At 63.1% G+C, this 20286-nt stretch carries 19 protein-coding genes and 1 tRNA gene; 11 read left to right on the top strand and 9 right to left on the bottom strand.

Annotated elements, in window-relative coordinates:
* The first annotated feature begins 38 nt into the window (after positions 1-38).
* Complete coding sequence (locus D3M59_RS08165; protein ID WP_119533152.1) at positions 39-473, top strand: FecR family protein; 435 nt, start codon at positions 39-41, stop codon at positions 471-473.
* The gene (locus D3M59_RS08160) at positions 470-1057 is read left to right on the top strand and encodes an OmpA family protein (RefSeq protein WP_119533151.1); all 588 of its coding nucleotides are present in this window, start codon (positions 470-472) and stop codon (positions 1055-1057) included. The genes D3M59_RS08165 and D3M59_RS08160 overlap by 4 nt, the downstream gene beginning before the upstream one ends.
* Here D3M59_RS08160 and D3M59_RS08155 read toward each other — a convergent pair whose 3' ends face one another.
* The 4 genes from D3M59_RS08155 to D3M59_RS08140 all read right to left on the bottom strand — a co-directional run bounded on the left by D3M59_RS08155 (position 1058) and on the right by D3M59_RS08140 (position 4627).
* Positions 1058-3103: a CHASE2 domain-containing protein gene (locus tag D3M59_RS08155; RefSeq protein WP_158581978.1), complete on the bottom strand. Its 2046-nt coding sequence runs from the start codon at positions 3101-3103 to the stop codon at positions 1058-1060. It lies immediately after the preceding gene.
* Positions 3087-4046, bottom strand: coding sequence for an MBL fold metallo-hydrolase (locus D3M59_RS08150; protein WP_119533149.1), 960 nt, complete (start codon positions 4044-4046; stop codon positions 3087-3089). The genes D3M59_RS08155 and D3M59_RS08150 overlap by 17 nt, the downstream gene beginning before the upstream one ends.
* 19 nt (positions 4047-4065) lie before the next feature.
* Entirely contained in the window at positions 4066-4401 is a 336-nt protein-coding gene (locus tag D3M59_RS08145; RefSeq protein ID WP_119533148.1) for an STAS domain-containing protein, read from the bottom strand.
* Positions 4402-4551: 150 nt separating this feature from the next.
* Positions 4552-4627 (bottom strand) — tRNA-Ala (locus D3M59_RS08140).
* 186 nt (positions 4628-4813) lie between these two features.
* Here D3M59_RS08140 and D3M59_RS08135 point away from each other — a divergent pair.
* Positions 4814-5740: a DUF2171 domain-containing protein gene (locus D3M59_RS08135; protein WP_119533147.1), complete on the top strand. Its 927-nt coding sequence runs from the start codon at positions 4814-4816 to the stop codon at positions 5738-5740.
* A gap of 135 nt (positions 5741-5875) precedes the next feature.
* A complete protein-coding gene (locus D3M59_RS08130) occupies positions 5876-6865 on the top strand; it encodes an NADP-dependent oxidoreductase (protein ID WP_119533146.1) in 990 nt (329 codons plus the stop codon).
* Between the two features lie 9 nt (positions 6866-6874).
* Here the strand turns inward: D3M59_RS08130 and ypfJ are convergent, their stop codons facing one another.
* Entirely contained in the window at positions 6875-7708 is an 834-nt protein-coding gene (ypfJ, locus tag D3M59_RS08125; protein ID WP_119533145.1) for a KPN_02809 family neutral zinc metallopeptidase, read from the bottom strand.
* Positions 7709-7813: 105 nt separating this feature from the next.
* Here ypfJ and D3M59_RS08120 point away from each other — a divergent pair, with 105 nt between their 5' ends.
* The 5 genes from D3M59_RS08120 to D3M59_RS08100 all read left to right on the top strand — a co-directional run bounded on the left by D3M59_RS08120 (position 7814) and on the right by D3M59_RS08100 (position 11317).
* Positions 7814-8599, top strand: coding sequence for a 3-hydroxybutyrate dehydrogenase (locus tag D3M59_RS08120; protein WP_119533144.1), 786 nt, complete (start codon positions 7814-7816; stop codon positions 8597-8599).
* A 10-nt stretch (positions 8600-8609) separates the two neighbouring features.
* On the top strand, positions 8610-9224 hold the full coding sequence (locus tag D3M59_RS08115; RefSeq protein ID WP_119533143.1) for a DUF4893 domain-containing protein: 615 nt from the start codon (positions 8610-8612) through the stop codon (positions 9222-9224).
* Between the two features lie 12 nt (positions 9225-9236).
* Positions 9237-10553 carry an amidohydrolase gene (locus D3M59_RS08110; RefSeq protein ID WP_119533142.1) on the top strand — a complete coding sequence of 439 codons (1317 nt, stop codon included), beginning with the start codon at positions 9237-9239 and terminating at the stop codon, positions 10551-10553.
* Positions 10554-10681: 128 nt separating this feature from the next.
* Positions 10682-10846 (top strand): hypothetical protein, encoded by a 165-nt coding sequence (locus D3M59_RS12090; protein WP_158581977.1) that lies wholly within the window; start codon positions 10682-10684, stop codon positions 10844-10846.
* Between the two features lie 9 nt (positions 10847-10855).
* Positions 10856-11317, top strand: a complete 462-nt coding sequence (locus D3M59_RS08100) for an NUDIX hydrolase (protein ID WP_119533140.1) — start codon at positions 10856-10858, stop codon at positions 11315-11317.
* A gap of 1 nt (position 11318) precedes the next feature.
* Here the strand turns inward: D3M59_RS08100 and D3M59_RS08095 are convergent, their stop codons facing one another.
* From D3M59_RS08095 to D3M59_RS08085, 3 genes are all read right to left on the bottom strand, one after another.
* Positions 11319-11585 carry a hypothetical protein gene (locus D3M59_RS08095; RefSeq protein WP_119533139.1) on the bottom strand — a complete coding sequence of 89 codons (267 nt, stop codon included), beginning with the start codon at positions 11583-11585 and terminating at the stop codon, positions 11319-11321.
* A 100-nt stretch (positions 11586-11685) separates the two neighbouring features.
* Entirely contained in the window at positions 11686-12621 is a 936-nt protein-coding gene (locus D3M59_RS08090) for an aldo/keto reductase (RefSeq protein ID WP_119533138.1), read from the bottom strand.
* A complete protein-coding gene (locus tag D3M59_RS08085) occupies positions 12618-13667 on the bottom strand; it encodes a mannose-1-phosphate guanylyltransferase (protein ID WP_119533357.1) in 1050 nt (349 codons plus the stop codon). The genes D3M59_RS08090 and D3M59_RS08085 overlap by 4 nt, the downstream gene beginning before the upstream one ends.
* 107 nt (positions 13668-13774) lie before the next feature.
* Here D3M59_RS08085 and prsK point away from each other — a divergent pair, with 107 nt between their 5' ends.
* Entirely contained in the window at positions 13775-15862 is a 2088-nt protein-coding gene (gene prsK / locus D3M59_RS08080; RefSeq protein ID WP_119533137.1) for an XrtA/PEP-CTERM system histidine kinase PrsK, read from the top strand.
* Positions 15859-17232, top strand: coding sequence for a PEP-CTERM-box response regulator transcription factor (prsR, locus tag D3M59_RS08075; RefSeq protein ID WP_119533136.1), 1374 nt, complete (start codon positions 15859-15861; stop codon positions 17230-17232). The genes prsK and prsR overlap by 4 nt, the downstream gene beginning before the upstream one ends.
* 4 nt (positions 17233-17236) lie before the next feature.
* On the opposite strand, the gene D3M59_RS08070 is transcribed toward prsR, so the two are convergent.
* Positions 17237-20059: a M16 family metallopeptidase gene (locus tag D3M59_RS08070; protein WP_233543197.1), complete on the bottom strand. Its 2823-nt coding sequence runs from the start codon at positions 20057-20059 to the stop codon at positions 17237-17239.
* Between the last annotated feature and the right edge of the window lie 227 nt (positions 20060-20286).

Below are 20286 nucleotides of genomic sequence, written 5' to 3'. Positions count from 1 at the left end.
CGCTATGTCACGTAACCGAAACGGTTGGGAGGGCTGCCATGCGTCGCTTGCCTTTTGCCTTTGGGCTTCTCGCGCTTCTTAGCTCATCCCCGGCGGCGGCGGAAATCGCCCGGATCAAGGTAGCCAGCGGCATTGCCGCCATCGAACGAGGCAGCCAGCGACTTCGCGCAAGTCCCGGCCTACAATTACTTGCCGGAGATCGTCTTGTGACCGGCAAAGACGGGCGAATGAGCCTGACGTTCATCGACAATACGCGCTTCGCAGTGGGGCCGAACAGTCGCGTGTCGGTCAGCGAATTCCAGTACGACCGGACGCGGCAACGTGGAAGATTTCTGACTCGCGTCGACCGGGGATCGCTGGCGGTCGTTTCCGGTCGCATCGCCAAGTCGAACCGCGACTCCATGAAGGTCAGGACACCGAACAGCCTGCTGGGCGTGCGCGGCACCAAGTTTGTCATCACGGTTCCTCAATGAACCGCGTCGTCCTTTCGCTGGCCGCGCTGCTGCTCGGCGGATGCGCGACTTCCTCGCTGGTCCTGCTGCCTGACGATGAAGGCCAACCGGGATCAGTCGCCGTTCTCGAGTCGAAGGGCCGGCCGACCGACGCCGTGATCGCTGATGCCAACAGCCGGACGAAGCTTGGCGCTGCTACACCGGTCGCAAGGCCGCTCGGCCGGAAGGGACTGAAGGCGGGCGAAGCCGCACTGGTTGGCGGGCTGCCGCCGCCCGCGAAAGGCTTCATCCTATATTTTGAGCAAGGGACTACGACGCTGACCCCGCAATCGCAGGCCGTGCTCGGCCAAATTCGGCAGGAGCTTGCCGCGCGATCCGGGTCGGAACTTGAAGTAACGGGCCATACTGACACGGTCGGTAATGAGGCGGATAATGACCGGCTGTCACTGCAGCGCGCCGAAGAAGTAGTGGGCTGGCTTGCTTCGCAAGGCTTCGACCGGTCGATCATGACGGCAGTCGGTCGAGGCGAACGGCAATTGATGCAGCCCACGATCGACAATGTCGACAGTGCCGCCAACCGGCGCGTCGAGGTTATCGTCCGCTAGTCAGGCGCCAACGTAGCGGACGGCCATCACGGTCAGGTCATCGGTCGCTTCGGTCCCCGCCTCGAAATCGCGCACAAGGTCGCGAACCGATCGGCAGGTTTGGGATGCGCTGCCAATGGAAAGCGTTCCGGCCTGAAGCAGCCGCTCGCTGCCGAACAGCCGCTGGCTGGAGTCCTGCGCTTCGGTCACGCCGTCGGTGATAAGCAGCAACGTTTCGCCCCGCTCCAGCTTGAGTTGCTCCGCTGGATAATCAAAGGGCAGGATGCTCAGCGGCGGGCCGCCTTCGAGCTCGATCCGTGCAGCTTCGCCATCAGTGCCAACCACGATGGGATGGTCGTGACCCGCGCAGGCGAGCTGCACGTCCCCGCTGCCCAAGTCGATGATGGCGAGCAGCATCGTGACGCTCATCGCCTCGCCGTAGTCCTTCAGCAGCTGCTCGTTGATCGACGCGAGGATGGCCGCGGGATCGCGTCGGACCTGCGACAGCGCGCTGCCGGTCAGTGCCTTCGACATCGCCATGAACAGCGCCGCCGGCACACCCTTTCCCGTCACGTCGGCAATGGCGACCGCGAGATGATCGTCATCGACCTTTACCGCATCGTAAAAGTCTCCGCCGACCGATCGCGCCGGCTCCAGAAGCGCATCGACATCGACCCGCGGATCGAGGTTGCGGAGTTTTTCGCGCGGCGGGACCATGCCGAGCTGGATCGCGCGGGCAGCTTGGAGCTCGCCTTCGGTCTCAGCAGCGGCAATGCGCTCCTGCACCAGTGCCCCGCGCAGCCGTTCGCGATCTGCGCGAGCGAGGGCGAACAGGCTGGTCGCTACACCCAGCGCTGCCGAACCGCCGACCAGCATTGGTCGCAAAGGGTCGATCAGAAGGCCGTGAATGCGAAATAAGAACAGGCAGGCGATTGGAATAGCGATCAATGTGAGCGCAAACGCTACGCGGTAGGGGCGATTGAATAGGGCAATGCCGAGCGCCAGCAGGGCGGTCGTTCCGGATACAAACCATTCGACCCAACGAGCCCAGCGGGGCCGCTCCAGCCAGCCACCGCGCAGGATGGTATCGACCGCCTGCGCCTGGATGAGCGGGCCCCACTCTTCCGCCCTGATTGGGGTCGCGGCGATATCGGATGAGCCGTCCGCTGCAAGTCCGATCACGACCGTCTTTCCTGCAAATTCGTCGGCCTTCAGCTCGGGAGAATTGCCGAGGACGTCGGAGGCCGAAATGATGCGGTTAGAGGGGAAGTTCCCGAAATGAAGGCGCATGCGCCCATGCGCATCGACGGGAATGGTTCGATTGCCGACGCGGATGTATGTCGCGTTCGACGTAATGCGGTCGGATCCTAGCGCGTGACGCGCGGTTTCGAGGGCGAAACCGGTGCGTGGTTTTCCACTTGCCCGCAAGATGAGGGGTACTGCGCGGGTGACGCCGTCACCGTCCGGCCGAACATTGACGAGCCCGTGACCGAGTGCCGCATCCTCGATCTCCGGAATGGCGGCAAGTTCCGCCGGCCAACTCTCCAACTTCGGCGGAAATTTCCCATCGATTGGTGCCTCTGAAATCACCGGGCTGCCATCCGCGGCGTCGTTGACCGCGGCGTGGGCCAGCACGACGGGAGCAGCGCCAATTACCTGGCCGAACAGCTTGTCCATGGGTTCCAGCTTCCGGATTTCCGAAGCGGCGGCGGCGCTCGTTTCGGGGTAGAAGGACAGGAAACTTTCGGGGCTGGTCCGGTCGGGTTCCGAGAAGAAGATGTCGAAGGCGATGACCCGCGCCTGCCGGGCGGCTAGTTCTTCGGTTAGGCGGGCAAAATAATAGCGGGGCCAGGGCCAGCTTCCGACCGCCGCGATGCTGGCGTTGTCGACCAGCACAACGCGCACATCGGTCGCCGCAAGGTCGCGCGGTTTTGCTTCCTGCCAATTGTCGAACAGCACATTGCGGATCCGCTCGCCGAGCAGCACGCTGAGCAGGACTGCCGCGACGACGGCGAAGAACCACGACGCGACGATGCGCCGGGCAGGGCGCCTAGATGCGGACTTCAAGCCCGTCATAGGCGCAAATCACGTCGAGCGGGGAGCGCTCGCGGGTCAGCTGCTCATAGCGAATGCTCTCCTCATGCATTCGCTGAATATCCTCGTCCTCGTAGGTTGGCTCGTGATGAAAGAGAGCCAGCCGCTTCGCCCCGGCTTCGTGGCACAGATCGATCGCGACGATGTTGCTGGAATGGCCCCAGTCCTCCTTCATCGAGACGCTTTCGGCAAGCGAATACATGGTGTCGCAGACGACGAGGTCGGCATCGCGGAAAAAGTCGATGAAGGCGGCCTCGTCCTCCATGTCCGACGGCTTATGTTCGCTGTCGGTGCTGTAAATGGTTATGCAACCGTCCCTGTCTGTGAATCGGTAACCGTAGCTGACGTGCGAGTGCTTCTGAGCCTTGGCCTCGACCACCAAGCCGTCGACCTCTATCGGCTGCCCTTCGGCCATGGTGACGAACGCGATGTCGGCGCGAAGCCAGTCAAAGGGTACGGGAAAGGAGATTTCCTCCTGCTGGCGCCGGAGCGCCTGTTCCGCGTCCGGGTGCGCAGAATGGATGCGGATTTGCGCTTCGGGATCGAACGCCGGCGTGAAGAAAGGGAAGCCCATGATGTGGTCCCAGTGAAGATGGGACAGAAAGAAATTATAGGCCCGGGCGTGCCCCTCAGCATTTCGGCGTATCGAGTCTAAGCCGAAGGACCGCAGTCCGCTGCCCATGTCGCAAATAATATAGGACGGACCCTGCACCTCCAGCTCCACGCAGGGCGTGGCGCCGCCGTAGGTTGCGCCGGCTGCGAAACCGAGTTCATCCACAAAGCGGTCGATCGCGTCGGCGTCGTCGAAACGCATACCGTTGGCGGCAGCGAGCGCGCCGACAATCTTCTGGCGGACGGACGGCGCGGTTAGCGCAACCGGCAACGACCCGCGCGTGCCCCAGAACCGAACCAACATCTGCTCCCGCCCCTCTACCTTAGCGTTTCGCCTCCGCGGTGTCCGTGACCGTAAACAATTTGTCGTAGCGGCTGATGGCTAGAATTTCCCGCATCACATCGTTCGGCGAGGCCAGCGAGATGTTGACGCCGGCCTCGTCCGCTTCACGCTTTGCCACCGTGAGCGCGCGAAGACCGCGCGACGACATATAAGCCAGCTGCTGCAGGTCGACGATCAGTCGTGTAAGGCCGTCGTCGCGAGCATTGCGGACGGCGCCACTCAATCCTTCGCTGAATGAGTTCCAGGTCGCTTCATCGACCCTTCCGATAACCTTGAGAATAACCGCGTCTTCACCGACTTCGAGGGTGCAATCCATGGCCAACCCTTCCGAGCGCCCAAACGCGAACGGTCAGATTATCCTGAATCACGGACCGCAATGCAAATCTCACCGAAAAGCGGCGTCAAGCGGACGGTTCGGCAACTCCGAACGGCGCAGCAGCGGCCAAAGTCTATCAGCAGGTCCGACTGGTGGAGCTGAGGGGAATCGAACCCCTGACCTCTGCAGTGCGATTGCAGCGCTCTCCCATCTGAGCTACAGCCCCACACCCGTCGGAAGGCGCCCAATAGCTGCGCTTTCCCTCTCTGGCAACGGGCTTTCCCCCTCCTTTTTCACCTCAGCGCTCGAGGCTGTCGCTTCGGCTATCGCACCGGAACGGCGTGAGCCGGAATTCGTTTTGGATTGCAGGGCTTAGGAGCGGACAGGCGAGTATCCAAAGGAGGAAAAATCCATGAGCTATGATCGTTATGACAGCCGCCGCGGCTGGAGCGAACCGCGCTCGCGTTTCATGAGCGACAATGATCGCCGCGAGCGCTTTGATCGTGACGAGGCCAATGACCGAGGCTTCTTCGAGCGCGCCGGCGACGAGGTGGCCAGCTGGTTCGGCGACGAGGAAGCCGAACGCCGCCGTCAGATGGACGCCCGCCGGGAGCGCTATGACGATGACGGTCGGAGCTCCTGGGCCGGCGACGAAAATATGCGCTACGACCGCCAAGCTCGGTTCCGCGATGAAGGATATCGCCGCCCCTACACCGGCCGGTTCAGCGGCAGCCGCGGACCGAGTTCGGACACTGGCTATCGCCCTTTCACTGGGGATTATGGCCGGTCGGGTTACGGCGAGCGTTATGGTGCGGAACGCGCTCATTCGCATGATCGGTGGGACCGGGGAACGACCCAGCGCGAATTCACTGGCTATTCGGCCGGAGCGGCAGATCCCCAATACAGCGAATGGCGCCGCCGCCAGATGGACGAACTTGACCGTGACTATGACGACTATCGACGCGAGAACCAGTCGCGTTTCGACAGCGAATTTTCGTCGTGGCGGACCACGCGCCAGACGAAGCGAAGCCTTCTGGGCCAGATCCGCGAGCAGATGCAGGTCGTCGGGTCGGACGAGGAGCAGTTGGGCACCGTTGATAAGGTCCGCGGCGACCGCGTCATCCTGACGAAGAGCGACAGCAACGACGGCAAACATCATTCTCTGAACTGTTCGATGATCGACCGGGTCGAAGGCGACCGCGTCATCCTCGACAAGCCAGCGGCTGAGGCGAAGCGAAATTTCTCCGACGAGAGCCGCGACCGCGCGCTGTTCGAACGGGACGATCATCGTGAAGCGGGTCCGCACATGCTGAACCGCAGCTTCTCAGGCACCTATTAACCGCCCTAAACCGCCGGCGGGCCGACCGCCGGTATTCCCAAGGGCCCGGCCGCTTCCCCCTTGCGGCCGGGCCCTTTTGTTTGCGCCGGGTTCGGCTTAATCCGGTTTCATATCGCGACGCGAAGGAGAGCTGAGATGGCAAAGGCCTGGCATTTAATGCGGCGCCCGCAAGGGATGCCGGTCATGGAAGATTTCGCGTTGAAGGACATCGAACTGGCTCCGCTCGAAGAAGGGATGGTGCGCGTCGCAAACCGCTGGCTGTCAGTCGATCCCTACATGCGCGGGCGAATGAACGACGTGAAAAGCTACGTCCCGCCTTTCGCCCTCGATGCGCCGATGTCGGGAGGTGCGGTTGGCGAAGTCTTGGAAAGCCGCGATCCCGGTTTGTCGGTCGGCGACATGGTCCTGCACATGAGCGGATGGCGGGACGAGACGGTGGAGCCCGCAGCCAATTTCAACAAGCTTCCCGCCATTCCGGGCGTTGAGCCGCAAGCCTTCCTTGGTAACTTGGGCCTGACCGGGGGAACCGCCTATTTCGGGTTGTTGGAAGCTGCGTCTGCGAAAGAGCGCGACATCGTCTTCGTGTCCGCGGCGGCTGGCGCGGTCGGATCGGCGGTTGTGCAGATCGCCAAGGCGAAGGGCATGACGGTGATCGGGTCGGCCGGCGGCGCGGACAAATGCGAGTTCGTCCGATCGCTCGGCGCCGACGAGGTAGTCGATTACAAGGCGGGACCGGTGCTGAATCAGCTCGCCGCGGCGGCGCCCAAAGGCATCGACGTCTATTTCGATAATGTCGGCGGCGACCATCTGGACGCGGCGCTGGCGCTGGCTCGGCAGAATGCGCGGTTCGCCATCTGCGGGATGATCGAAGGTTATAATGCCGGCGAGCCGACCCAGCTTCGCTACATCATGCGGATCATCGCCATGCGTATCCGCCTGCAAGGCTTCATCTACACCGACTATATGGACAAGATGGGCGAGTTCTACCGCGACATGGGTGGCTGGATCGCGAGTGGGCAAGTCAAGGGACGAGACACAGTGATCGAGGGCTTGGAACGGACCCCCGAAGCCTTCCTCGGCCTCTTCACGGGCGCCAACACCGGCAAAATGCTGGTCCGCCTTTAACCTGCGCGCTTAGCGTGCGAAGTTGCAGGCCGACGGCTGGCCTGACTGCAGACCGGTACGAAGTGCGTTCATGCGCTGGGCCGACGTGCCATGCGTAAAGTTGTCTGGCGACACCTGACCCTTGGTCAGCATGTCGTCGCCGATAGCTTCGGCGGCGCGCATTCCTTCCTCGATATCGCCGGCCTCGAGCGCGCCGGAGCGGGCGGCCCATACGCCCGCATAGCAGTCGGCCTGAAGTTCGATACCGACTTGGACCTGGTTTCCTTCAGCCTTACCTACGCGTGCCTGCGCCGACTGCGCCTTGTCCAGCGTACCCTCGAGGTTTTGAATGTGGTGGCCGACCTCATGCGCGATCACATAGGCCTGAGCGAAGTCGCCGGGCGCGCCGAAGCGGCGGCTGAGTTCTTCGAAGAAAACCGGATCGATATAAATTTGCTGGTCGGTCGGGCAGTAGAAGGGCCCCATCGCCGCCTGTGCCGCGCCGCAGCCCGACTGATCGTAATTCGTGTAAGCAACTAGTGTGGTCGGACGGTATTGCGACCCGGCCTGCTGGAAGATTTGTCCCCAGACCTGCTCGGTGCTTCCGAGCACCTGCCGCAGGAAACTGGATTGTTCCGCAGGAAGCGTCGACTTACCGGTACTGCCGCCACCGCCACCGAGAATTCCTCCGCCGCCGAGCGAATTGAGCGCGCAATAGCCGAGCAGCAAAACGAGAATGCCTACAATGCCGAAGCGGGACGCAACGAGTGACAGGATCATTCCCAGTCCGCCGCCAAGGTTCAGACCGCCACCCCCGCCGGTACGGTCTTCGAAATTGTCGCTGCCGGGTCCATCGAACCGCATCGGGGCTTCTCCTCGTTCCTTGCTCCCTCCAATGCTTCACCGGCGTAACGGTTGCAATCATGCCCGCCGCCCGCGACAGCTTGATGCAAAGGAGATTCGAAGGACATGAAGCTTCACGGCAAAACTGCGCTTGTTACCGGTTCAACGTCGGGCATTGGCCTGGCCATCGCTCGCGCGCTGGCTGGCGACGGCGCAAGCGTGATGATCAACGGGTTTGGCGAAGCGGCGGAAATCGAAGGCATCCGCGCGGAATTGGAGCAGTTATCAGGTGCCGGAGCGCTCTATGACGGGGCGGACCTCGGTGATGCCAGCGCGATTGAGGCGATGGCCGAGCGCTGCCGCAACGAGCTGGGCGCGCCGGACATTCTGGTCAACAATGCGGGGATCCAGTTCGTTTCCCCCGTTGCAGACTTCCCGCCTGAAAAGTGGGAAGCGATCCTACGCGTCAACCTTACAGCCGTCTTTCACACGACGCGGCTGACGCTTCCGGCAATGCGCGAAAAGAATTGGGGGCGGATTATCAACACTGCTTCCGCCCACAGCCTGGTCGCAAGCCCCAACAAGTCGGCCTATGTCGCGGCCAAACATGGCGTCGCCGGTTTCACCAAGACAGTCGCGCTGGAGGCAGCGAAAGACGGGGTTACGGTCAACTGCATCTCGCCCGGCTATGTCTGGACCACGCTGGTCGAGAACCAGATCCCGGATACGATGAAGGCACGGGGCCTGACTCGCGAGCAGGTGATGAACGATGTTCTGCTGGCCGCCCAACCAACCAAGCGCTTCGTTACGGTCGATGAAGTGGCCAGCCTTGCGCTTTACCTGTGCAGCGACGGTGCGGCGTCGATTACCGGCGCCAACTTGTCGATGGACGGCGGCTGGACGGCTGCCTAGGCTGTCGGCGATGCGATCGCTCCTCGCCTTGGCCTTCTTGCCGCTTGCCGCCTGCGCGGCGATCCCCGGCCGGGCGCCAAGCAGCATGCTGACCGACTGGCGGTCGGTTGCCACCGGAAACGACAGGGAACGGCTGAGCGAATGGCGGAAGGCATTTACTGAGGCGCTCGACAAGGCTCGGAAGGGCGGACACGGCGCCGACATCGATCGCGAGGGCGCGCTGCTTGATCCGGATGCCGCCATCGGGCCGGTACCCGTCGCGAACGGCGATTATCGCTGTCGTGTGATCAAGGTCGGCGCGAAGAATGACGGCCTGCTCAACTTCATCGTCTACCCGGACTTTCGCTGCCGGATTCAGCAGGACGGGCGATTGCAACGCTTCACCAAACTGACCGGGTCGCAGCGGCACGTCGGCTTCCTCTATCCCGGCGATGCACTTCGCCAGGTGTTTCTCGGCACCCTGGTGCTGGGCGACGAGACCCAGGCAATGCGCTACGGCAGCGACCACGACCGCAACGTCGCAGGCTGGGTCGAGCGGATCGGTGACGGCCGCTGGCGGGTGGTCCTGCCTTATCCGCATTTCGAATCCACGCTTGACGTCATTGAGATGACCCCCGCCCCTTAAAGGGAATCGCCCATGCGCCTCACCTTGATCACCCTGCTCGCAGCGACCGTCCTTGCCCCGCCCGCGAGCGCGGCCACGGTCGGCGAGGCGGTGAAGGCCGACATGCCGCAGCTGATGACGCTGTATCGCGATCTGCACGCCAATCCCGAGCTGTCGATGCAGGAAGTCCGCAGCCCGGCGAAGCTGGCGGCAGAACTGAAGAACCTGGGCTTTGGCGTTACGGAGAAAGTTGGGAAAACCGGCGTCGTCGCGGTGATGAAGAACGGCGCCGGGCCGACCCTAATGATCCGCGCCGACATGGATGGCCTGCCGGTCGTCGAGCAGACAGGCCTGCCCTTCGCGTCCAAGGTGAGGGCGACAGCCCGGTCGGGTGTCGAGACCGGCGTGATGCACGCCTGCGGTCACGACACGCACATGACCGCCTTCGTTGGCACCGCGCGGCGGCTGGTAGCGATGAAGGACCAGTGGACAGGAACGCTGGTGATGATCCTGCAGCCCGGCGAGGAAACCGGGGAAGGCGCGAAGGCGATGCTGGACGACGGGCTGTACACCCGATTTCCCAAGCCCAACGCCGTCATTGCATTCCACGATGCGGCGGCGCTGCCGGCCGGGCAGATCGGCATTACGCCCGGTTATGCGCTGGCCAATGTCGACAGCGTCGATATCAGCGTGAAGGGCGTCGGCGGCCACGGCGCCTATCCGCAAACGACGAAGGATCCGATCGTCCTTGCCAGCCGGATCGTGACGACGCTGCAAACGCTCGTCAGCCGCGAGAATGACCCGGCCCAGCCGGCCGTAGTCACAGTCGGAAGCTTCCAGGCCGGGGCCAAGCACAACATCATTTCCGACGAGGCAAAGCTACAACTTACCGTACGCAGCTACACGCCGGAAGTGCGAAAGCTGCTGCTGGACGGGATCCGTCGGATTGCGCGGGGCGAGGCAATCGCGGCCGGAATGCCAGAGGACCGCATGCCGGTAGTGACGGTGCGCGAGGAAATGTACACGCCCGCGACATTCAACACCGAGAAGCTGTCGGCTCGTACGCTTGCATTGTTCCAGCAGCATTTCGGCGCAGAGCGGGCGATCAAGACACCTGCGGTGATGGGTGGCGAGGATTTCAGTCGATTTTGGTTGGCCGACAAGAATGTAGAAAGCCTGATCTTTTGGGTCGGCGGAACGCCGGTTGACAAGTGGAAGGCCGCGGGAGGCGACCAGCAGAAGCTTCCTTCACTCCATTCCCCCTACTGGGCGCCAGATGCCGAAGCGGTAATATCGACCGCGACCGAAGCTATGACCGTCGCTGCGCTCGACGTGCTTAAGAAGAGCTGACGACGGCGGCACCCACCGCCCTGTGAATGGCGCGAATTTGCTTCGCTTCGGCTCAATCCTGGTGACGAGCAGGCCAAAATTGATGCTCATTGTTTTATTGACGATTCGGCATCCTTCGGGAGGGCGACATGAACCGTTCGGACATTTGCGACACTGCTCTCGCCGGCGGCCAGAACGGCCAGGACGAGCAACCCAAAAGGACCGACCGCCCAAGGCGGGCTCTTTGGCGATTTGCGGACTTGGGCCGCAAGCCGGCGCTTGGCTCGCATCGAACCATCCACGGTACCGACTGAGCGCAGCCAATGGGTCACCCATTTCAGCGGCAGTGGCCTGCCGTCGACATTCGCGTCGGCGTGCTGCCCTATCGGCATGGAACATTGGGCCTCGACCTGATGCTCATCCGACGGCGCGACCATCCGTACTGGTCGATCCCCAAGGGTCACCTGATGGCGGGAAAGGGGCTGTGTGAAGCCGCATCAATCGAGGCCTATGAAGAAGCCGGCATCCGAGGCGAGCTAAGCGCCGCGCCAATCGGCAGCTACCTTCACGTCAAGTCCGCAAAGCAGGCCATGTTCTATTCCGAGCCGGTCGAAGTCATCCTGTTCGCGATGCAAGTGCACGAAACGCTGCCGCGCTGGCCGGAGATGCGGTCGCGGGAGCGGGAATGGGTTGCCCAGCAGCAAGCGGGTCAACGGGTCGCGCCTGGCAAGCTGGTGAACGTGATCGCCGGTTTCTTGCCCGTACCGGCGCTGGAGCCGCAGTAGCCTATTCGGCGGCCCAGAGGCTCGATTTCTCGACAATCGTTAGTTCGCGCAATAGTGCGTCCACGCTTGCCGTCAGCTCGTCGACGAAGGGCATAGGGTGGCGTGCGCCGCGATAAGATTCGACCAACAAGATGGCGTCGAGCAGAATCGGCACGACGACGCTTTCCGGATCATCCATTTCGGCAAGGCTGCTTATTTTCTCCAGCGCCTTACGGCGAGCGCCTTCGGGATCGTTCATCGCCGCCGCACGGCCGATCAGCCAACTCATGGTCCGTATTCTCCACTTGATCTTGCGGAGGATAACGCAATCGGCTTCTTTCGGTCAGTTCGGGCGGGCGCGGAACCCGCCCGCCTTGGCGCTACTGCGGTTAATTGCTCGCAAACGTCAGCTGCTCGAGCTGTCCCGGCGATAGGTCGACGGTTAGCGCAGCTACCAGCTCGTCAGCCTGGCTTTCGTTTGTCGCACTTGCGATGGGGGCCGTCACGCCGGGCTGCACTTTCAGCCAAGCCAGCGCCACCGTAGCCATCGCGGCGCCGGTCTGCGCCGACACCTCCTCCAGCGCGGCAAGTACCTTCTGTCCGCGCTCGCTATCGACATATTCGATGTTGCGAAGACCGCGCGGGCTTTGCGACAAATCGGCCTTCGACCGGTATTTTCCGGTCAGGAAGCCGTTGGCGAGGCTGTAATAGGGAAAGACCGAAAGACCGCGATTGAGCGCAACGTCTTGGAGCGCGCCTTCAAATTTAGTCCGCTCCACCAGATTATACCAGTTCTGCAAGGCAGCCGGCAGGTCGAAGCCGTTCGCGATACTGACGCCGAGCGCCTCCTCGACGCGGGGCGCTTCGAAATTGCTGAGGCCGATTGCGCGGATCTTTCCGGCCCGACGGAGCGCGTCAAAGGCGCCAAGGGAATCCGCCAGCGGCGTGTCCGTGTCGTCCTTGTGTTGGTAATAAAGGTCGATGGTTTCGATCCCCATCCGCTGCAGCGAAGCATCGCAGGTTGGGGCGATGGTCTCGGGCCTTAGACCGGCCATGAATCCAACCTTGGTAGCGATGACGACCTTGTCGCGCTTGGACGGATCGCGCTTCAGCCAGCGGCCGATCAACGCCTCGCTCTCGCCACCCTTATGGCCCGGGACCCAAGCAGAATAAACGTCGGCGGTATCAATCATCGTGCCCCCGGCATCAACGAACTTGTCGAGCACGGCGAAGCTCGCCGCTTCGTCAGCGGTCCAGTCAAACACGTTGCCACCCAGCGCGATCGGTGCCACCTCCAGCCCGCTGGCCCCGACCATGCGCTTCATGCCTTCGTCTCCTGCTCGAACCATTCCGCCGCCTCGCGTACCCGCTGCGCCTCTTCCCGCCGCATGACGAGCACGGCGTCGGGCGTCGCGATGATGACTAGTCCCTCGACACCGATCGCGGCCACCTTTGGGCCACTAGACCGGATGAGCGTGTCTCGCGCGTCGAGCGCCAGCACCCCGGCGCTGAGGGCATTTCCGTCGGCGTCCTTGTCGGCGGAATCGAGCAATGATTGCCAGCTGCCGATGTCAGACCAGCCCATTGCCACGGGCACGACGGCGACCCGGTCGCTACGCTCCATCACCGCATAGTCGATCGATTTTGCGGGTGAGCGGGCGAAATCCGCTTCATCGACCCTGACGATGTTGCCCTCGCGCGTGGCGCAAGCGGCCGCGCGCGACGCGGCTTCGAGGATGGCCGGGGCGTGCCGCTCCAGCTCCGCCCGCCACGTCGCGACCGAAGCAAGAAAGATGCCAGCGTTCCAGTAGTGCCCGCCCTGGTCGATCATCGCCTGCGCTTTTTCGACCGGCGGCTTCTCGACGAAGCGGTCAACAGACCGAACCCCTTCGCCCTGTCCCGCCGCAATATAGCCGAAGCCGGTGGCCGGATAATCAGGCTCGATCCCGAAAGTGACGATTTGTCCTCTCTCTGCCGCCGGTCGGGCCGTCGCTATCGCGGCATGGAAAGATGCAGTGTCAGCAATATGGTGATCGCTGGGGCAAACTAGCAGCAATTCGTCATCGCCGGCGAGCAGGGCAGCCAGCGCGATCGCCGGCGCACTGTCGCGCTTTAGCGGCTCCAACACCAGTTGCGCGTGGGCGGGAGCGGCAGCCCTGAGATCGTCCTCTTGTGCCGCGTTGGCGACGATGATCGGCGGCGCAAACTCTTCCCCGAAGCGGGCCAGAGTTTCCTGGAATAATGTCCGTTCACCGAGCAGCTGGAGGTGGTGTTTCGGCCGGGCCGCGGTCGAAAGCGGCCAAAGCCGCGTCCCTGCCCCGCCCGCAAGAATTACCGGACGGATCGGCCGCCCTCCACTCGTTTCTGTCATGTGCATAGCAAGAGCAACAACGGCCGCGAAAAGCCAGCGTTCACCATATCTTTGTAAAATTTTGCGACACCCCCACCCATGTCGGCGAATCTTACAATGGAGAGCGCATGCAGGCGCTGATCGCCTTCTGGACGCACGCGCTGGCGGCCGCCCTGTTCGCATCGCTTACCCTGTGGGAATTGCGCCGCGGTCTGAGCGAAAGCGAACAGCGCATGCTGCTGGCCGCCTTCGCGCTGACAGGCTGCTGGGCTTGGATCACGGCGCTGGCACCGACAACGATGCTCGCGGCATACGCCGAAACGGCGCGAAACCTGGTGTGGGTGGGCGTCCTCTACCGGCTTGCCGGAATCGACAGCAGTGAGGAGCAGCGGGGCGTGCGGCCGGTCTATGCCGCCGTCGCCGGCGTGCTGGGCCTGCAGCTGATAGTCGATGCCCTGCCACTGGTGATCGACACCGATGGGATAAGCAGTGGGCATGCGCTGGTTGTCACGGCGATCATCCTCCGCCTCACCGCAGCCGCAGGGTCGCTCGTCCTTGTCCACAACCTGTACGGGCAGGCTGCGCCGTCGAGCAGGAGTGGTATTCGTCTAGCCATGCTCGCGCTGGCCTTGACTTGGGCCTACGACCTCAACCTCTACACGATCGCCTATTTCGATCCGTCGTCAGCACGGGGGCTGTTCGACTGGCGCGGCCTGCCGCTGGCCGTTGCGGCCGCGCTGTTCGCGGTCGGCAGCACGAGGGGCGAAGGCTGGCGGATCCGCCTGTCGCGCGCGGCAACGTTCCAAAGCCTGTCGGTGTTGGCCATCTGCGCCTACTTCGCGGTGATGGCGGTGCTGGTCACGGCGCTTCGCGGCTCCGGCTTCGACTGGACCCGCGCGCTGCTCATCGCTCTGCTGGCCGCCATGACGGTCGGTGCGATGGTGCTGGTACCGTCCAGCCGGGCGCGGGGCTGGGCAAAGGTCAAGATTGCCAAGCACTTGTTTGAACATCGGTACGACTACCGGACCGAATGGCTGCGCTTTACCCAAACGATCGGCGCTACCAGCGCCGATGCGCCGCCGCTTGGCCAGAGGGTCATCAAGGCATTTGCCGACATCCTCGATGCTCCCGGTGGCCTGCTGCTGATCGCCGACGAAAATGGCGCGATCGAACCTGCGGCAAGCTGGAACTGGTCAGGCAACTCCAACCCTGGCGCGGCCATTCCGGACACAGAGGCACTCGCCTTCTGGCTGTCGGTTGGGGCGGAAGGTCGCATCATCGATTTCGATGCCCACGCCGGCGGCTGGGCGGACGCGCGTGACCTAGAACTAGACATTCCCCAACCGCTGTTGGGCGAAGAGCAGGCTTGGACGGGCGTCCCGCTGATCCATGACGATCGACTGGTCGGCCTCGTGCTGCTTGCCGCGCCCGATTACCGCCGTCCGCTCGACTGGGAGGATTTCGATCTGTTGCGCACCGCCGGACGGCAGGCGGCCTCATCGCTTGCCGAGGCACATGGCCAGCAGGCGCTAATGAACGCCCAGCGGTTTGAGGATTTCAATCGCCGCTTCGCGTTCATTCTGCACGACGTAAAAAACCTGGTCAGCCAGCTGTCGCTGCTTGCCCGCAATGCCGAGCGACACGCGGACAACGCCGATTTCCGGAGTGACATGGTGGCGACTTTGAAAGGTTCGGTCGGCAAGATGAACGACCTTCTCGCTCGCCTCGCGCCGACCGCCGACCAGCGACCGGCCAAGCCAGAAGCGGCACCGCTACGCCCGCTGGTCGCCTCCGCCATTGCCGCCAAGCGCGGCGACCATGAAGTAAAGATGCTGGGCGACGGCAATATGTGGGTGCTCGCCGACCCCCTGCTGCTTGAACAGGCCATCGGCCATCTCGTGCAGAACGCAGTTGATGCCAGCAAGCCGGGTGACCCGGTAACGGTTCGGATGAATGCCGACAACGATCGGGCCATCATCATCATTTCCGACGTCGGCACAGGCATGGACGCCGAGTTCGTCCGAACCCGCCTGTTTCAGCCCTTCGCGTCGACTAAGAAGGGCGGCTTCGGTGTCGGCGCCTTCGAAGCGAAGAGCCTCGTTGCTTCCATGGGAGGCCGTCTGACCGTCGAAAGCCGCGCTGGCGAGGGCACCAGCTTCACCATCACACTTCCCGCCGCAACACCGGCGGCCGAACCCCATCGGAAAATTGCATGACAAAACCCAGCGAACTGCCTGTCCTGCTGATCGTCGAGGATGACGAAGGGCTCCAGCGGCAATTGAAATGGGCCTATGAGGGCTATCGGGTGGTAAGCGCCACCGACCGGGCGCAGGCCATCGAGATGGTTCGGCTGCACGAGCCGCCCGTCGTCACCTTGGACCTTGGCCTTCCGCCGGATCCCGACGGCACCACCGAGGGATTTGCGACCCTTCAGGAAATCTTGGCGCTGAAGCCGGACACGAAGATCATCGTCGCATCGGGCCACGGTGCGCGTGAAAGCGCATTAAAGGCGATCGCGCTGGGTGCCTATGACTTTTACCGAAAACCCGTCGATATCGACGAGCTCGGCCTAATCGTTTCCCGTGCCTTTCACGTTCAGGAGATAGAGGCAGAGAACCGGCGGCTGGAGGCTGCAGGAGGTGGCGCCACGGCGCTTGGCGCGTTGCTGACGGCCAGTCCAGAAATGCTGAAGGTAGCGCGCACGATCGAGCGCGTTGCCAACGCCGATGTGTCCGTCATGCTGCTGGGCGCGTCGGGGACAGGCAAGGAATTGCTGGCGCGGGCCGTCCACGAGAAATCGCCCCGCGCCAAGGGCGAGTTTGTCGCAATCAACTGCGCTGCCATCCCCGAGAACCTGCTAGAAGCCGAGTTGTTCGGATATGAGCGGGGAGCGTTTACCGGCGCGATCAAGATGACGCCGGGGAAGATCGAAATGGCACAGGGCGGAACGCTGTTCCTCGACGAAGTCGGCGACATTCCCCTTCCCCTGCAAGTCAAGCTGCTGCGGTTCCTCCAGGAGCGGGTAATCGAACGGATTGGCGGCCGGGCCCCGATCGCGGTGGATACGCGCATCGTGTGCGCGACGCATCAGGACCTCGATACCATGATCTCCGACGGGCGGTTCCGCGACGACCTATATTACCGGCTGGCAGAAATCGTGGTGAAGATCCCCAGCCTTTCCGACCGTGCGGGAGATGCCGTGTTGCTCGCCCGTCATTTCGTGAGCCGCTTTGCGCGCGACATGAATCCCAGGGTGCAAGGCCTAAGCCCCGATGCCACCGACGCGATCGATGCCTATGCTTGGCCGGGCAATGTCCGCGAGCTCGAGAACCGCATAAAGCGAGCAGTGATCATGGCCGACGGGAAGCTGGTGACGGCGGCCGACCTCGACTTGCCCGGCGCGGCACAAAGCGATGCCAGACAATTGCCAATCAACCTGCGAGCCGCGCGCGAAGTGGCTGACCGCCGCGCGATTCACCAGGCACTGACGCGCACTGAGCATAATATTTCAGGCGCGGCCAAGCTTTTGGGTATCAGCAGGCCGACACTGTACGACCTGATGAAGCAATATCAGCTTGGAGCCTGATCCCCTACCGAAGGCCGGGCTTGTTGAGGTCGAGATCCTTTAACGAGATCAATACCAGATCCGGATATTTTGCCCGAAGCTTCTCGACGAACTTAGACCCATCGCCGACAATGACCACGGTCGAGCCGTCGGCTTTCAGCAATTCTGCCGCCACCGACTGAACGCCCGAAGGATCGACATTGAGTATCGACGGCAGATAGCTGTCGATCGTCGACGCCGGGACTCCGCGCTGCAGATAGCCCGAAATCAGATTGGCCGTTCCGGCCGTAGTCTCGACGTTACGGCCAAAGCTGCCGGTCAGGGAGGAACGGCGGGCGGCGAGGTCCGCAGGCGTCAGCGACTCGTTTCCTAGCCGCGCCATTTCGCCCAATGTCAGTGCAAGCACTTGATCCGCGGCGTCGTTGCGCGTCTGGGTGACGGCAAGGAACGGACCCGTGTCGCGGCGCGCGTCGAGCTGGCTGCGCGACCCATAGGATAGTCCGCGCTTGATGCGGATTTCCTGGTTCAGTCGGGCACTGTAGCCCCCGCCCAGCACCGCATTTGCGACCAGCGCGCGGTAAAAGCGCTCGTCCCCGCGCGAGACCCCGCGTTTCGCGACCGCCACGGCAGCCTGGCCAGATCCCGGCATGTCGATCACAACGACCTTCCCAGCCATGGGAGCGGTGTCGGCGTTCGCCTTCGCCACGGCCGTGGCGGCGCCGCTCCAACTCCCGAAATGCTTGCTCGCAAGTTGGGCGGCCTTGGCAGGATTGATATCGCCGCTGAGGATCAGCGTCGCATTGGCCGGAGCCCATGACGAACGATAGGCGCGTTCGATATCCGCTCGGGTGATCGCCTTTAGGGAGGCGGCCGTGCCGTTTGACGGATGGCCGTACGGGCCGTCGCCGAACAGGGCGCGCATCGCGGCCATTTGCGCGACTTCCCCAGGATCGCTCATCGCGACTGTCACTCCGTCGATGCCGACGCTGCGCTGGCGCTCGATCTCCTCATCGGGGAGCTTTGCGTTGCGCGCGACGTCACCGACGATTTCGAGCGCCTTGTCGAGTTCCCCCGTCGCGACGGTCAATCCTATCTGAGCCCCGTCCCATCCCGCGCTTCCGTCGAGCGACGCGCCGAGTGCTTCCACAGCCCGGTCCACTTGCGTCGCGGTGCGGGTTGCGGTGCCTTCAGTCATGACCGCCGCTGCAAGCTGCGCGGCGCCGGCGCGGCCTTGCGGGTCGCCCGCCGCGCCGCCGTTCGCAACTAGCGTCGCAGTGACGAGAGGCAGCTTGTGATTTTCGACGGTGATGACGGTCAGCCCATTCGCGAGCTTTTGGACATTGGGCGCTGGAATTGCCGGCGCGACTTCCGCTCCAGGTGCAGGCGGCGCTGTGCGTTCGTTCTCCGGTGCGAGTTGCCAGATTTTGATGTTGGCGGGAGCCTTCAGCGCTGCCGTCTGAACCTTCGAACTGGTGGTGATGACATCTTCATTAGCGCCGTTCTGGGCTGCCTCGGGAAGATAGCGCACCGCGGCGCTAGCGTTCTCACGCAGCCATTTGCGCGCAACGCGCTGGATATCGGACGGAGTAACGGCGGCAATATCCGCCAGCCTCTTGTCGGCCGCCGTGGCGTCGCCCGACACAATGACCGCTTCGGCCAGTGCGTCGGCTTTGCCATCGACCGTCTCTCGTTCACGCAGCGCCGACGTCAGCAATTCGGTCTTCGCTTCCTGAAGCTCGGCGGCGCTGACCGCAGCATCCCGGAATCGAGCGACTTCGCGCCGCAGGGCCACCTCGCCCGTGGCGGCGTCCCTTCCGCTGCTAAGGATCGCGTAAAGAGCAAGGTTGCCCCGTCCCTGCTTGGCATCGAAGAAGGAGCCGGCTTGGCTTGCAATACGGTCGCGATAGACCAGCGAGTCATGCAGGCGCGAGCTGTCGCCGCGCGACAGGATCGCGTCGAGCACTTCCAGCGTTGCCGCGTCGCGGTCGCTGGCAGGCGGAATCGGATAGGACAGAAGCACTGCGGGCAACGGGGTGTTAGGCTCGTACACGGTGAAGCTGCGCGCGACGGTGCGCGCCGGTTCCTCCACCTTGACGCGGGGGATCGCACTTGAAGGCCGCTCAATTGGCTTGAAATATTCGTCGACCCAACGGTCGAGTTGCGCCTGGTCGAACCGCCCCGACACTACCAGCACGGCATTGTCGGGGCGATAATAGGTAGCGTGGAACGCGCGCACATCATCGATCGTCGCCGCGTCCAAATCCTCGATGCTGCCGATGCCCGGACGGGCATAAGGATGAACGTCGTAGCTAATCTGTGGCAGGTAGAGATAAAACAGCTTGCCGTATGGAGCGGCCAGCACGCGGCTGCGGAGCTCTTCCTTCACCACGTCGCGTTCAGACGCAAAGAAGCCCGGCTCAATGACCAGCGACCGCATGCGGTCCGCCTCTGCCCACAACAGTCGCTGTAGGTGATTGGCAGGCACCACCTCGTAATAGTTGGTATAGTCGTCGTTGGTTGACGCGTTGTTGAACCCGCCGACATCCTCCGTCAGCCGGTCGAACTGTTCGGGCGCGAGGTTACGGGTCGACTTGAACATAAGATGCTCGAACAGGTGAGCGAAACCCGACCGGCCGCGCGGATCGTCGCGCGAGCCGACGTCATACCAGACCTGCACCGAGACATTGGCGCTGGTGGGATCGGGTATGGAATAGACGCGCAGCCCGTTGGGCAGAGTCCGCGCGGTATAGGCGAGCGGGGCGATCGCCGGAGGGTTCGCCGCCATCACCGTTCCGACCGGCGCCAGCGCCATGGCGGCCACTGCCGCACGCAACATCCATTTCGACATTCGCTATCCTCCCTGATCGCCGCCAGCCTGCACAATTGCCGCGTCCCTGCAAGCAGCACGGACTGTCTGCCTTTCCGAAGTGTTGCACATCCGATTCCTCAACCAACGGGCCGCGAAATTCGACGGGTGGAGGCTGCTGGGCGGACATGGTGCCCAGTCTGCCATGCTTGCCATTCACCGATCGAAGCGAAGCAGGATGCGGAGGGCTATCTTTCGCGTCTCGCCGA

This window comes from Sphingomonas edaphi, from assembly GCF_003583725.1.
In the GTDB taxonomy this organism is placed as follows: Bacteria; Pseudomonadota; Alphaproteobacteria; order Sphingomonadales; family Sphingomonadaceae; genus Sphingomicrobium; species Sphingomicrobium edaphi.
This window is presented reverse-complemented; position numbering and strand designations above follow the sequence as displayed.